The organism is Protofrankia sp. CiP1_Cm_nod2, assembly GCF_920664355.1.
In the GTDB taxonomy this organism is placed as follows: domain Bacteria; phylum Actinomycetota; class Actinomycetes; order Frankiales; family Frankiaceae; genus Protofrankia.
The window spans coordinates 1-13,743 of record NZ_CAKKTL010000047.1 but is presented as its reverse complement, the minus strand read 5'-3'; the positions used below and the strand labels follow the sequence as shown (position 1 = coordinate 13,743).

Sequence of the window (13,743 nt, the reverse complement as noted above, 5' to 3'; positions counted from 1 at the left end):
CAGGTGGCTGGCTTCTCGGCGTGGCCGCCGAACTGTCTGCGCATCGCGGAGAGCAGCTTGTCGGCGAACAGGGCCTCGCCGCGTGAGCTGAACCGCTCGTACAGCGAGGCGGTGAGGACGTGGGCGGGGACGCCCTCCTCCACCGCGGCCAGCACCGTCCAGCGGCCCTCGCCCGAGTCGGAGACCCGGCCGCTGAACGACTCGAGCTTCGGGTCCTCGACGAGCGCGGCCGCGGTCAGGTCCAGCAGCCAGGAGCTGACCACGCTGCCGCGGCGCCACACCTCGGCCACCGCGGCGGTGTCGATGTCGTACTGGTAGTACTCCGGGTGCGCGAGCGGGGTGGTCTCGGCGTCGTGCTCGCCGGTGTGGCCCCGGCCGATACCGGCCTTCTCCAGGATGGCCATGCCTTCGGCGAAGGCGGCCATCATGCCGTACTCGATACCGTTGTGGACCATCTTGACGAAGTGCCCGGCGCCGTTCGGCCCGCAGTGCAGATAGCCCTTTTCCGCCCTGCTCGGCTCGCCGGCCCGTCCTGGGGTGCGCGGTGCCTGGCCGAACCCGGGGGCGATCGCGGCGAAGAGCGGGTCGAGGTGCGACACCACCTCGTTCTCACCGCCGATCATGAGACAGAAGCCGCGCTCGAGCCCGAAGACCCCGCCGGACGTGCCGACGTCGACGTAGTGGATGCCCCGGCCGGCGAGTTCCTTCGCCCGGTCGACGTCGTCCCGGTAGTAGGAGTTCCCCCCGTCGATGATGATGTCACCGGCGCCGAAGTGCTCGGCGAGCGCGGACACGGTCTGCCCGGTGATCCCGGCGGGGACCATCACCCAGGCGGCGCGGGGGGTGGAGAGTTTCGCCGCGAACTCGGCCAGCGTGGTGGCCCCGGTGGCGCCCTCGGCCTCCAGCTGCCGGATCGCGTCGGCGTTGACGTCGTAGACGACGCAGTCGTGGCCGTGGCGGATCAGCCGGCGCACGAGGTTGGCGCCCATCCGGCCAAGGCCGATCATCCCGAGCTGCACGAGGTCTCCTGTTGGTTGGTTGTCGGTCCGGGGCAGCAGCATCATGATCATGATTTCATGCCGTCTGGGACCTGGATCCCCAGGTCCCAGGGCCGACGGTGACATGATCATGTTGTACTGCCCGGATCCCCGCCGGATGGGCGAAGCCGGTCCGACGGGTCCGGGCGGGCGGCGGGCCCCGGATCACTGGCACGGCACCGTTGGAGGCCAACGGGCCTTTGCCCATTGTCTCCCGGCGTCGAGCCCGTCACCGCGTGACCGGCCGCCAGCCCGATGATCGTTGTGCCACACACGGACGCGCGTTGCGCCGCCCATGAGCCTGATCAGACCATTACCAACAGGAGTGAATTCTGCGCGTCAGGTAGTCGTACGGTGTCGGACAGGGCCGCGGAAGCCTCCCGGCGAAGCGGAAGCCTCACGGCGAAGAAGCCCGCCGTCCGGGCGGTTCAGGCGGGTGTGGTGGCCAGCGTGTCCTGGTTCGCGCTCGCGGCCGCGTACTTCTCCTCGTACTTGCGGGCGAGGCCGTCGAGGGCGGCGAGGTAGTGCCCGGCGTTCTCGCGGGCCTGCTCGGCCTGTGCGTCCAGGCCGGTCAGCTCGAAGAACTTCCAGTGCCGCAGCAGCGGCGTGACCACGTCGTCGTGGTGGCTGCGGAGGTTGTAGATGCCGGCCTTGGCGATCCGCTTCGCCTTGTTCTCGAAGTCCTCGATGCCGGTCCCGGGCATCTGGAAGGTCATCAGCTCCTCGGCGATGGCCTGCACCATCGCGGACGGGGTGAGCTCCAGCGCCGCGGTGACCAGGTTACGGTAGAAGATCATGTGCAGGTTCTCGTCCGCTGCGACCCGGGTGAGGAGCTTCTCGGCGATCGGGTCCTGGGTGAACCGCCCGGTGTTGCGGTGGCTGACCCGGGTGGCGAGCTCCTGGAACGACACGTAGGCGATGGTGCGCAGCGGCGTCTTCTCACCGCTGTCGAACCCCTTCTGCATCTGGTGCATGCGGCCGCGCTCGAGGGCGACCGGGTCGACGCCGCGGGTGACCATCAGGTAGTCCCGCATCACGATGCTGTGCCGGCCCTCCTCGGCCGTCCAGCGGTGCACCCAGGCGCCCCACGCGCTGTCCCGGCCGAAGATCGTGGCGATCTCACGGTGGTAGCTGGGGAGGTTGTCCTCGGTGAGCAGGTTGACCTCGAAGGCGATCTGGGCCACGTCGGACAGCCGGGACTGCTCCGGATCCCACGGCAGGGTGTCGAAGTCGCGGCCCTGGCTCCACGGGACGTACTCGTGCGGCATCCACTCGGTGGCGAGGTCCAGGTGGCGGTTGAGGTTGGCCGCGGCGACGGGCTCAAGCTCGTGCAACAGGTTGATGTCCGGGGTGGATGTCATGCCTGTCACCCTGGCAGGCCGACCGCGCGCGGGACTACGTCCGCCAGGTGTGGACTCCAGCCCGGTGATCTGTTCCCGGAGAACAGAACCGGAAGCCTCCGGCGGGCTCATGGCGGGAAGCCGGCGGAACACGCGGGGCGACCGGCCGGCCGGCGTGCGGGACGGCCGGGAGGCCATCAGACCGCGCGGGACGAGCCGCGCGGGACGGGGCGCGGGGTCACACAGGACGCGGCGGTGCGGCCTGGCGTGCGGGCGGCTCGGCGTGCGGGCGGCTCGGTGTGTTGGGCGGCCTGGGGCGGTGCGGCGGTCCGGGACAGCGGGCTCAGGACAACGAGGGAGACGACGGGCCGGCCGGGCCGAGCGCGTCGCGGGCGTGGTCGAGCAGGCCGGCCGCCCGCGCGGACGCCCCGGCCTGCTCGATCTCCTGGCACAGGCGGGCGATGTCCCGGCGCGTCATGCCGGAGTCGATCATCGTGGCGCAGGAGACGGCCTGGTGGCCCAGGGCCACGGCCTGGTCGATGTTGCCCGTGCGGACGTGGGCGATCCCCAGCCTGCTGAGGAACTCGACGCGGTCGCGGGGGACCTCCTCGTCGAGCTCGTCGAGATCGTCGAGGGCGGCCTCGAAGTGCGGTATGGCCGCCTCGGGGCTGCCGCCGGACAGCAGCGCCTCCCCGGCCGAGAACGCGACGTCCTTGCGGCGGGCCCAGTACATGTAGGGCGGGCTGTCCTCGGGGCGGGCCTTGTCGACCAGTGTGTAGGCGAGCTCGGTCTCGGCCGCGGCGTCCTCGCTGTTGCCCGTGCGGCTGTGCGCGACGGCCAGGTCGGCCGCGATCACGGCCCGCTCGATCGCGCTGAGCAGGTAACAGGCCCCGGCCTGGGCGCGGTGCAGCAGGCTGACCGCGTCCGCGGGCTGCCCGTACCAGGTGACCTGCTCGGCCATGCAGCGCAGGACGTTGGCGCCGAGAGCGGGCGAGTTCGCCTCGTGGGCGGCGCGCAGCGCGATGAGCCAGCAACGCTGGGCCGTGCCGTACTGCCCGACGTCGTACATCGCCCACCCGGCCAGCCGCGCCAGCTCCGCCGCGACCGCGTAGAGCCGGGCCTGATGGGCGTCACTGTGGGTACCGACCCGCAACAGGCGGACGGTGATCGAGAGTTCGGTGCGGGACAGGGCGTACACGTCGTTGCCGCCGAGGACGTCGCTCATCCGCCGCAGGGCGTCGACCCGGTCCTCGAAGCCGCGTACGAGCGGGTCGTCGACGAGCTGGCCGGTGGGCACGACACCCTCGTGGTGCGTGCGTGCCGCCAGCCACCGCTGCGCGGCGGAGTCCAGGGAAGGCCCGGAGACGGGCAGGAAGCGGTGGGGCCGCCTGGCGTGGGTCATCGCCAGGAGCTCGCGGGTGAGCCCGTCGTCCGTCCACAGCAGGTCCAGGCCGGTGTTGGCGGGTGCGATCTGCTCGTGGACCGGCGGGCCGGCGGGCTGGTGACCGGCCGCCTGGTAACCAGCCGCCTGGTGACCCGGCTGCCGGTTACCGGACTCCCGGTTACCGGACTGCCGGTTACCGGACTGCCGGTGGCCGGCGGTGTCGGGGAGGCCGGCGCTGTTCCGGGCGTCGACGGTGCTCCGGGTACGGTCGGCGGTTTCAGGCCGTCGGCGGAGCCCGTCCGAATCCCATCCTGGATGTGCCTGCGTTGTCACGGCGGGTCTCTCCCGTCTCCGTACGGAACTACTGTCAATCGTAGCCGTGCGAATACAGCGTCCCTTTGCGGGGCTGCTGTCCTTCTCCGGGGGAGCGTGTTTCAGATCTTCGCGTCCGGTCCGTTGACCGGGCGAAAGATCCGGAACAGCTCCGGGAATCCTGCGGCTCGTTCTGGTCGGCGTGGGATCGGGATGTTGGTCGTCCTGGCGAATCCAGGGCCGTGCACAACCCCTGTGTCGGCAATCGCGGGGGCTGTGTTATAAGCGTCCGCTGGACGGTGTCCGGACCCAACGGTGGCCAGGCTGTTCGCCTGTTTGCCTGTCCGCTGGCCGGAGGCAGGAGCGTACGGATATAGGCGGACCTCCAGAACGGGCAGACGTCGCGAGCCGGTCCGGTGTTCTGCGAGCACAGGGTCCCACTACCCATGGAACCTACCACTTATGCCACGTATGACCAGTGGGCATCCCCACTCGGGGGCGTCGCCCGGTGGTGGTGTGGTTACATGTTACGCCCGCGTCTGCCTGGGTGAAGTCGTTTTTTCGGCTCCCGGCCGGCGTCGCCGATTCTTCTCAAAAAAATAGTTCCGCGGTCGCTCGGTCTTGTTATCAAACCCGGTTTTTACGATGTTTTCTGTTCGTTTTTATTCCGTCGACACCGTGTCGGGTCATCCTCCCGACCTGCGCAAACGGCGTATAGTGACGCTTCACTTCCGCTTGGTAATTGCGGTGTCGTACGGCTGGCGCCGGGCCACGAAGATGATTTCAGGGATGTTTCCCAGACGTTTCATGAGCGCTTTTCCGGATGGCTGTCGTGTCCCGTCGGCATTTCGCCCGTGCCTGGCCCGGGCCTTACCCCGCCCGGCTCCCGCCCGGCCCGTGTCCGCCTCGCGCCCGGGCACGGGCCCGGCAGCGGGCCAGCCCGTGGTGGGTTACAGGCCCCGGCCGAGGGCCGGTTCGGACTGTCCGCGCCGGGACCGCCCGCCGGCCCGCACGTCCGGCGCGCCCAGGCGGGCCGCGTCGGCGGTCTGGTCGTCGGCCTGCTGCTGGGACTCTCGCTCGGCCGCCACCCGGGCCTGGTAGTGCCCGATCTCGACGTCGATGGCCCGGGAGTCCCAGCCCAGCTCGGGCGCGACGAGCGCGGCGACGTCCGCGGCGGCCTCCAGCCCGCGGTCCCAGGTCTCGATCGAGATCCGGGTGCGGCGGGTGAGCACGTCGTCGAGGTGCAGCGCACCCTCGTGGGAGGCGGCGTACACGGCCTCCGCCGCCAGGTAGGAGTCGGCCCCGCGCAGCGGCCGGGCGAGCTCGGGCCGCTGCCGGACGAGCGCCAGGACCTCCTGGGCGAGAGTGCCGTAACGCGTCAGCAGGTGCTCGGCCCGGGCCACGTGGATCCCCGCGGAGCGGGCCAGCGCCTCCCGCGCGTTCCACAGCGCCGGGTAGCCGTCGGCGCCGAGCAGCGGGACCCGGTCGGTGCAGGACGGCGGCACGCTGCGGCCCATCCCGTGCACGGCCGCGTCGACCGCGTCCCGGGCCATCACCCGGTACGTGGTGTACTTCCCGCCGGCGACCATGGTCAGGCCGGGCAGTGGCGAGACCACCGCGTGTTCCCGGGACAGCTGGGAGGAGTCCTCCGACTCGCCCGACAGCAGCGGCCGCAGCCCCGCGTAGACACCGGTGATGTCGTCGGTGGTCAGTGGCGTGCGCAGCACCCGGTTGACGTGGGTGAGCAGGTAGTCGATGTCGGCGCTGCTGGCCGCCGGGTGGGCGAGGTCGAGGTTCCAGTCCGTGTCGGTCGTCCCGACGATCCAGTGGCTGCCCCAGGGGATCACGAACAGCACGCTGCTCTCGGTGCGCAGGATCATCCCGGTGGTGGCGTGGATCCGGTCCCGGGGCACCAGCAGGTGGATGCCCTTGGAGGGCCGCACCGACAGCTGGCCGCGCCCGCCGGCCATCGCCTGGATGCCGTCGGTCCACACCCCCGCGGCGTTGATGGTCTGCCGGGCGCGGACGTCGATCTGCCCGCCGCCCTCGAGGTCGTGGACCCGTACCCCGGCGACCCGGTCGCCCTCGCGCAGCAGGCCCGTCACCCGGGCGCTGCTGGCGATCAGCGCACCGTAGTGGGCGGCGGTCCGGGCGACGAACATCGTGTGCCGGGCGTCGTCGACCTGGGCGTCCCAGTACTGGATCGCGCCCACCAGGGCGTCCCGGCGCAGCGCGGGGACGGCGCGCAGCGCCGCCCGCCTGGTCAGGTGGCGGTGGCGTGGCACCGCCCGGCGGCTGCCGCCGAGGGTGTCGTAGAGCACCATCCCGGTGCCGACGTAGGCGCGTTCCCAGCCCCGGTGGGTCAGCGGGAACAGGAACGGGACCGGGCGGACGAGGTGCGGGCAGAGCGTCTCCAGCAGCAGCGCCCGCTCCCGCAGCGCCTCGCTGACGAGCGCGATGTTGAGCTGCTCGAGGTAGCGCAGGCCGCCGTGGATCAGTTTGCTGGACCGGCTGGACGTGCCGGCCGCGAGGTCGCGGGCCTCGACCAGCGCCACGGACAGCCCACGGGTGACCGCATCGAGCGCGACGCCAGCCCCGGTGATTCCGCCGCCGATGACGACGACGTCGACGACGTCGGATTCCATCTGGCGCAGGGCGTCACCACGGGTGGTGGGATTCAGCCGTGCCGGAACGATCATCGTGTTCTCCGTCTCCGGAGCGTGGCGGCCAGAGCTGGCGCGGACAGGTCACATCGTGCCCGCCGCGGACGAGGGCCGCATGGCAGCTTGCTCACAGTGATCATTTTCTCACAGTAATCGATTCCCGCGCCCCGGGCCGACGCTTGGTGGTCCATGCCACCGCCGACGGACCGGAGCGCCGCCGGACCGGAGCACCGCCGGAGCCGTCCGGGCCACCTTCGTCCGGATCTCTCCGGGATCCCTCCAGCCGGCATCCCCGGCATCCCCGGCATCCCCGGGTTCCCCGGCATCCCCGGCATCCCCGGCATCCCCGGGTTCCCCGGGTTCCCCGGGTTCCCCGGGTTCCCCGGGCTCCGTCTGGGCGAGGCCGAGGCATCCTGAGCAGTCCCGCGCTGGTTGTCCGCACTTCTCGCACCCCTCGCACCCGTGCGAGAGCGCGAGATCCACTCTCGACGGTGTACGGGTACGTCCGCGTACCCGTACCCGTACCCTGGGGGAAATCGTGAACGTGAAGGAGGACTCCGGTGGCCGATGCCAACGTGCGGATTCCCGTGGAGGCCCGAGACCGGCTGGCCGCGGTGGCGGCGGCCGAGGGGCTGTCCCTGCGCGCCTACCTGGCCCGGCTGGCCGCCACGTTGCTGACCCCGGCCGAGCGGGCCGCCCGCGCCGAGCAGGCCCAGGCCGCGCTGCGGGCGTGGAACGGCTACGACCCGACCGAGGACGAGACCACGCGGCTGGACGCGGAACTGGACCGGCGCCTGGGCCGGACGACGGAACGGTGACGGATCAGTGACAGCACGGTGACGGACGTTCTGCACGTCGTCCTCGACGACGCGGCGATGGTCGCTGCCGGCTACGGCAACCTGCTGGCCTCCCGGCTGATCCACCGGGCGCACACCGAACCGGACTGGTTCCTCTACGCGCCGACGTGCGCCCTGGTGGAGGCGGACCGGACCCGGCCCGGGACCGCCGGGCACATCGCCGCCCTGCCCGCGGTCACCGTGCTCGAGCTGGACCTGGCGGCCGCGCTCGCCGTCGCCCGCGGCACCGGCTGGGCGACGGCGCACACCCGCCACGCCGCCGCCCCCACCCCGGACCGCCCCGACGGCGCGCTCGTCGCGACCACAACCCCGGACCGATGGGCCGGCCACCCGGTACGCATCCTCGACCTCAGCCAGTGACCGGCCGCCTGCCCCTGCCCCGGCCAGGGGCAGGGCACCGGCAGCTCATCGCTGAGGCTGATGTTTTCCCTCGACGGAGACGATCAGGGCGTCGGTGCGTGCCCACACCTCACCCTGCCGTACGCCGCAGCTCCTCCAGCCGGGCGTACTCGGCCGCCAGGTGGTCCGAGGTGACCCCCAGGGCGGCGTTGCGCTGCTGCTGGCGGGCGAACCGGGCGGTCCAGATCGACTCGGCCAGCGTCTTGTCCACCCACGCCGACAGCGTCATCCCGGCGGCGGCCGCGGCGGCGCGGGCCTGCTCAAGAGTCGCGGCCCGCACGGACACGTTCAGGTCCGGCACGCCAGAAACCATACGGCGGACCATCACACGGTTGATGCGGTACCGACTGGATGGTGAGACGCGCCGCCCTGTGCCCGCCTCGCGCTCTGTGTCCGCCGGTGGCGGGGCTTCTTGTCCGTTGGTTTCTGTGGGTTGTGGGAGGCTGCTGGGATGGACCTCGGCTTCACGCCCGACGAGGAGCGCTTCCGCGCGCGGCTGCGGGCCTGGCTCGCCGACAGCGTCCCGCCGGGGTGGCGGTCGCCGTCGTTCTGGGCCGGTATTCCCGAGGCCGACGCGTTCGAGCTGCGCCGGGAGTGGGAGCGGCTGCGCCACCGCGCCGGCTTCGCCGGGATCTCCCTGCCCCGGGAGTACGGCGGCTATGGCGGGACGCCGGGCATGCAGGCGATCCACGACGAGGAGAGCGCGCGGGCCCGGGTGCCCCACTCGGTCAACCAGATCGGGCTGACCTTCCTGGTGCCCACCGTCATGGCGGTCGGGACCGACGAGCAGAAGCGGGAGATCATCCCGCCGCTGCTGCGCAACGACGTCATCTGGTGCCAGGGCTTCTCCGAACCCGGCGCCGGCTCGGACCTCGCGGCCCTGCGCACCACCGGCGTGCTCGACGGCGACGAGTTCGTCGTCACCGGCCAGAAGGTCTGGACGACCAACGCCGCGCACGGGGACAGGATCTTCACGCTGGTCCGCACCGAACCCGGATCGCAGCGGCATCACGGCCTGTCCATGCTGCTCGTCGACATGCGCCAGGACGGGGTCGAGGCCCGGCCGCTGCGTCAGATGAGCGGGGTGAGCGAGTTCGGCGAGGTCTTCTTCACCGACGCCCGGGTGAAGGTCACCGACTGTCTCGGCGGGGTCGGCAACGGCTGGGCCACGGCGATGCTGCTGCTGTCGTTCGAGCGCGGTGCCTCCGGCCTGGCCCAGTACACCGCCTTCCGCCGCCAGTTCGACGAGATCGTGGCGGCGGCCCCGCCCGGACGGCTCGACGACCCCGTCCTGCGGCAGCGGCTGGCCCAGCGGATCGTCGACCTCGAGTGCCTGCGCTACCACGCCATGCACGTGCTCACCCAGGTCGAGCAGGGGGAAGAGCTCGGCGCCGGGTCGTCGCTGACCAAGCTCCAGTGGTCGCAGACACACCAGCAGCTGTGGGAGACCTTCGACGACCTGCTCGGCCCGGAGGCCACGCTGGCCCGGCCACGGCCCGGCACGGACCTGCGCGCCATGCACCGCGAGGCGATGTGGTCGCGATCGGTCACCATCTGGGGCGGGTCGTCCCAGATACAGCGCAACATCGTCGCCGAGCGTGTCCTCGGCCTGCCCCGATAGCGTCCCGGGCATGTACTTCGCGCTGACCGAGGAGCAACGGGCGCTCGGCGACACCGTCCGTGACTATCTTGCGGACAGGTTCGACCTGACTGCCGTCCGGGCGGTCTTCGAGGACGTCGACGGTGACGGCCATCCCGCCGAGCTGTGGAAGACCGCCGGCGAGCAGGGCTGGCTGGCCGTGCTCGTCCCGCCGGAGCACGACGGCCTCGGCCTCGGCCTGGTGGACGCCCAGGTGGTCGCCCGTGCCTTCGGCGCGGGCGTCGTCCCCGGGCCGTGGCTGCCCACCGTGCTCGCCGGGGAGGCCGTCCGCCTCGCCGGGTCGGACGAGCAGCGGCGCGCCCTGCTGCCCCGGATCGCCACCGGTGACCTGGTGGCCACGGTGGCGCCGCGCGGCCCTGAGAGCCGGTACGACCCCACGGGCGTACGGGTCACCGCCGACGCGGCGGGCCGGCTCACCGGGACCGCGCTGCCCGTCGAATACGCCGGGGTCGCGCGGACCGTGGTCGTGGCCGCCACCGAGCCGGCCGGGGAGACCGGGCTGTACCTGGTGGACCCGCGTTCACCGGGCGTCACCGTCGACAGCCTGGACAGCTACGACGGCACGGTGCGCACGGCGTCGCTGACCCTCGACGCGGCGGACGCGCGGCGGCTGTCCGGGTCGTCGGCCGACGTCCTCGCCGAGCTGCTGGACCGGGCCGCCGTGCTCACCGCCGCCGACCTGGTCGGCCTCGCCCGCGAGGCGCTCGGACGCACCGTCGCCTACGACCGTGACCGGGTGCAGTTCGGCCGGCCGGTCGGTTCCTTCCAGGCGCTCAAGCACCATCTCGCCGACCTGCACCTGGCCGTGACCATGGCCGAGCATGCGGTGCTGTACGCGGCGCACGCGCTCGACGCCGGGCTCGCCGACCGCCGGCTCGCGGCCGCCGTGGCCAAGAGCAAGGCCGGTGACGCCGCCCGGGAGGTGACCGGGACGATGATCCAATACCACGGCGGGATCGGCTACACCTGGGAGCACGAGGCCCACTTCTTCTACAAGCGGGCCAGACGCGAGATCTACAGCTATGGCGACCCCGACCACCACCGCGAGCGCATCGCCGCCCTCACCCTCGGGACGCCATCCGCGCCGGCCCCACCGGCTACGGCCTAATCATCGACCACGGTGAGGGGCTGGCGGACGAGGGCCTCGGCGGTGGGGAGGGCGGCCTGGCGGTCGGCCGGGACGAGGCCGATGCGGGTGCGGCGGTCGAGCAGGTCGTCGGCGTCCAGGGCGCCCTCGTGGCGCAGGGCGAACAGCAGCTCGGCGCCGGTGACCTCGACGCCGTCACACAGCGGCGCGAGCAGCCCGGGGTCGCCGTGGGCGCCCGCGATCACCGCGGGCGCCTCGGCGCCGTAGCGGGCGACGAGTCTGGGCGGGGCGGCCACGGTGGCGAGCCGTGACCAGCTGGCCGCGCCGACCAGCGGCAGGTGCCGGGTACGGCACGGCCCGGCGTCCAGCTCGCCGGCGCGGACCAGCGTGTCCACGGCGTCGGCGGCCATCCGGCGGTAGGTGGTGAGCTTGCCCCCGACGACGGTGACCATGCCGTCGGACGAGGTGATCACCGCGTGCCGCCGGGACAGGTCCGCGGTGCGCCCGGCCGCGCCCGCCAGCAGCGGCCGCAGCCCGGCGAAGGCGCCCAGGACGTCGGCCCGGCCCACCGGCACCGCAAGCACGCTCGACAGCACGCCGAGCAGGAAGTCCACCTCGGCGGCGGTCGGCACCGGCACGTCGACGACCGTGTCGACCGGTACGTCGGTGATCCCGACGTAGACCCGGCCGCCCGGCTGGGGCAGCGCGAACACGTACCGGTTGCGCTCGCCGGGCACCGGGATGAGGATCGCCGTCCGCAGGCCGGCCAGGGCGCTGTCCGCCACCACGAGGTGGGTGCCGCGGCTGGGGCGCAGCCGCGCGTCGGCGCACAGCTCGCCCGCCCACACGCCAGTGGCGTTCACCACGCAGCGCGATTTCAGCGTCAGCAGTGAGTTGCTCAGGGTGTCGACGGCGGTGGCGCCGCTGCCGTCGGCCTCCCGCACCCGGCAGCGGGTGATGACGCGGGCGCCGTGCCGGGTCGCCGTCCGGGCGATCGCCACCACCAGCCGCGCGTCGTCGACGAGCTGGCCGTCCCAGGTCAGCAGCCCGCCGCGCAGCCCGGCGGCGCGCAGCGCCGGCACCATGTGCCGGGCCTCGACAGCGGTCAGCCGCCGCCGCCCGGGCAGCACCGTCCGTGGGGTGCCGGCGGCGCGGCGGAGAACGTCGGCGACGCGCAGACCGGCGTCGGCGGCCAGCGCGGCGGCGGTGGGGAAGCCGTCGGCCAGCGGGAGCAGCATCGGCAGCGGCCGCACCAGGTGGGGGGCGACGGTGCTGAGCAGGACGGCCCGTTCCCGGGCGCTTTCAGCGGCCAGCGCGAGATCGCCGGAGGCAAGGTAGCGCAGCCCGCCGTGGACGAGCTTGGAGCTCCACCGGCTGGTGCCGAAGGCCAGGTCGTGGGCTTCCACCAGGGCCACGGACAGCCCGCGGCTGGCCGCGTCCAGCGCCACCCCGGCGCCGGTCACCCCGCCGCCGATCACGAGCACGTCGACCACGGCGCCGTCGGCGAGTTCGGCGAGGTCCCGCTCGCGCTGCCGCCTGTTCAGCGACGCCGTCGGGGCGGTCTGGCGAGCGGCCGGCCGGCGCGACACGACGACCGGCCGCAGCGGCACCGCCTGATGGGCCGGCGTGGCCTGGTGACCGGACAGCGCCGTCTGATGGGCCGGCGCCGCTTGGTCGGCCGGCGTGGCCTGGTGGTCGGATGGTGTTGTCTGGTGGGCCGGCGCCGCTTGGTCGGCCTGCGCCGCTTGGTGGGCCGGCGCGGCCTGATGGGACGGCGCGGCCTGGCAGAGCGGTGGCGGTGCGGCGGGCTGTGGGGCGGGCCGGGATGGCGACGTCATCTGGCCGGCGGCGGTGGTGGACTGCCGGTGGGACGGCGCGTCCAACGTGTCACGACGGTTGTCACGGTGGTGCTGTGACGACATCTGTCACAGTGTATGTGGTGACGGCTTCGACAACTAATGGTAACGAGACGGTCTGGTGGGGCTGGGGCGCCCCCGAGGTGCACACGCCGCTGGCCGAGGACATCCGTTCCCTGCTGGAGACGGCTTTCGGGGTCGCCCGCCGGGACACCCCGCCGGTGGCGCCGGACGAGCTGCGACTGCCGCCGTCGTCACTGTCCGTCGAGGCGGGCGAGGCGCTGGCCGACGTGGTCGGGCTGGCGTGGGTGCGGGTGGACGCCGGCAGCCGCGTCCGGCACTGCCGGGGCCGCTCCACCGCCGACCTGCTGCGCCTGCGGGCCGGTGACGCCCTCGACGCCCCCGACGCCGTCGTCCTGCCGGCCGATCACGAGCAGGTGCTCGCGGTGCTGCGGGTGTGCGCCCGGTGGCGGCTGGCGGTGGTGCCCTTCGGTGGCGGGACGTCGGTGGTCGGCGGCCTGGCCCCGGCAAGGGACGGGTTCGCCGGCGTCGTCGCGCTCGACCTGGCGCGGCTGGACCGGCTGGTGGCCGTCGACGCCGAGTCACAGATCGCCACCTGCGAGCCCGGTCTGCGCGGCCCGGACCTGGAGGCCGCCCTTGCCGCCCACGGCTTCACCCTTGGTCACCGTCCGCAGTCGTGGGAGTACGCCAGCGTCGGTGGGTTCGCCGCGACCCGCTCCAGCGGCCAGGCGTCCGCGGGCTACGGCCGGTTCGACAGCCTGGTCGTCGGCCTGCGGGTCGCCACCCCGGCCGGCACCTGGGAGCTCGGCCACGCCCCGGCGTCCGCGGCCGGGCCCGACCTGCGGCAGCTCGTGCTCGGCTCCGAAGGGGCCTTCGGGGTGATCACGCGGCTGCGGCTGCGGGTCCGGCCGCTGCCCGCGGTGACCCACTACGAGGGCTGGCGGCTGGCGGGCTTCGCCGCGGGGACGGCGGCGCTGCGCGAGCTGGCACAGCGGGACCTGCTCCCGACGGTCGCCCGCCTGTCGGACGAGGCCGAGACGGCCGCCGGGCTCGCCGGCGGTGGCCTCGGCGCCGACGCGGGCGGCTGCCGGCTGATCGCCGGCTACGAGGGCGAGGCCGGGTGGGTC

General features: G+C 73.1%; 11 protein-coding genes. 5 read left to right on the top strand and 6 right to left on the bottom strand.

All coding sequences use genetic code 11. From position 1 onward, the window contains the following. The 4 genes from gnd to NBW84_RS07645 all read right to left on the bottom strand — a co-directional run. A partial coding sequence (gene gnd, locus NBW84_RS07660) for a phosphogluconate dehydrogenase (NAD(+)-dependent, decarboxylating) (RefSeq protein WP_250283068.1) occupies window positions 1-1,019 on the bottom strand: 1,019 nt, incomplete at its 3' end. Window positions 1,020-1,465: 446 nt separating this feature from the next. Further along, a complete protein-coding gene (locus tag NBW84_RS07655) occupies window positions 1,466-2,398 on the bottom strand; it encodes an acyl-ACP desaturase (protein ID WP_250283051.1) in 933 nt (310 codons plus the stop codon). A gap of 322 nt (window positions 2,399-2,720) precedes the next feature. Then, window positions 2,721-4,094, bottom strand: coding sequence for an XRE family transcriptional regulator (locus NBW84_RS07650; protein ID WP_250283050.1), 1,374 nt, complete (start codon window positions 4,092-4,094; stop codon window positions 2,721-2,723). Between the two features lie 929 nt (window positions 4,095-5,023). Further along, a complete protein-coding gene (locus tag NBW84_RS07645) occupies window positions 5,024-6,772 on the bottom strand; it encodes a glycerol-3-phosphate dehydrogenase/oxidase (RefSeq protein WP_250283048.1) in 1,749 nt (582 codons plus the stop codon). A 524-nt stretch (window positions 6,773-7,296) separates the two neighbouring features. Here NBW84_RS07645 and NBW84_RS07640 point away from each other — a divergent pair. Next, a complete protein-coding gene (locus tag NBW84_RS07640) occupies window positions 7,297-7,554 on the top strand; it encodes a hypothetical protein (protein ID WP_250283046.1) in 258 nt (85 codons plus the stop codon). Between the two features lie 18 nt (window positions 7,555-7,572). Next, window positions 7,573-7,953, top strand: a complete 381-nt coding sequence (locus tag NBW84_RS07635; RefSeq protein ID WP_250283044.1) for a hypothetical protein — start codon at window positions 7,573-7,575, stop codon at window positions 7,951-7,953. 109 nt (window positions 7,954-8,062) lie between these two features. Here the strand turns inward: NBW84_RS07635 and NBW84_RS07630 are convergent, their stop codons facing one another. Then, complete coding sequence (locus tag NBW84_RS07630) at window positions 8,063-8,293, bottom strand: hypothetical protein (protein ID WP_250283042.1); 231 nt, start codon at window positions 8,291-8,293, stop codon at window positions 8,063-8,065. A gap of 150 nt (window positions 8,294-8,443) precedes the next feature. On the opposite strand from NBW84_RS07630, the gene NBW84_RS07625 reads away from it, so the two are divergent. Together NBW84_RS07625 and NBW84_RS07620 are read left to right on the top strand one after the other, a co-directional pair. Continuing rightward, complete coding sequence (locus tag NBW84_RS07625) at window positions 8,444-9,613, top strand: acyl-CoA dehydrogenase family protein (protein ID WP_250283040.1); 1,170 nt, start codon at window positions 8,444-8,446, stop codon at window positions 9,611-9,613. A gap of 10 nt (window positions 9,614-9,623) precedes the next feature. Then, complete coding sequence (locus tag NBW84_RS07620) at window positions 9,624-10,760, top strand: acyl-CoA dehydrogenase family protein (protein ID WP_250283038.1); 1,137 nt, start codon at window positions 9,624-9,626, stop codon at window positions 10,758-10,760. Here the strand turns inward: NBW84_RS07620 and NBW84_RS07615 are convergent. After that, window positions 10,757-12,661 carry a glycerol-3-phosphate dehydrogenase/oxidase gene (locus tag NBW84_RS07615; protein WP_250283036.1) on the bottom strand — a complete coding sequence of 635 codons (1,905 nt, stop codon included), beginning with the start codon at window positions 12,659-12,661 and terminating at the stop codon, window positions 10,757-10,759. The genes NBW84_RS07620 and NBW84_RS07615 overlap by 4 nt on opposite strands. On the opposite strand from NBW84_RS07615, the gene NBW84_RS07610 reads away from it, so the two are divergent. Next, a partial coding sequence (locus NBW84_RS07610; protein WP_250283034.1) for an FAD-binding oxidoreductase occupies window positions 12,652-13,743 on the top strand: 1,092 nt, incomplete at its 3' end. The genes NBW84_RS07615 and NBW84_RS07610 overlap by 10 nt on opposite strands.

Excerpts from the sequence above, each read along its gene's own strand:
- NBW84_RS07655 (WP_250283051.1), bottom strand. The coding sequence starts at position 2,398 with ATGACATCCACCCCGGACATCAACCTGTTGCACGAGCTTGAGCCCGTC.
- NBW84_RS07645 (WP_250283048.1), bottom strand. The coding sequence starts at position 6,772 with ATGATCGTTCCGGCACGGCTGAATCCCACCACCCGTGGTGACGCCCTG.
- NBW84_RS07625 (WP_250283040.1), top strand. The coding sequence starts at position 8,444 with ATGGACCTCGGCTTCACGCCCGACGAGGAGCGCTTCCGCGCGCGGCTG.
- NBW84_RS07620 (WP_250283038.1), top strand. The coding sequence starts at position 9,624 with ATGTACTTCGCGCTGACCGAGGAGCAACGGGCGCTCGGCGACACCGTC.
- NBW84_RS07615 (WP_250283036.1), bottom strand. The coding sequence starts at position 12,661 with ATGTCGTCACAGCACCACCGTGACAACCGTCGTGACACGTTGGACGCG.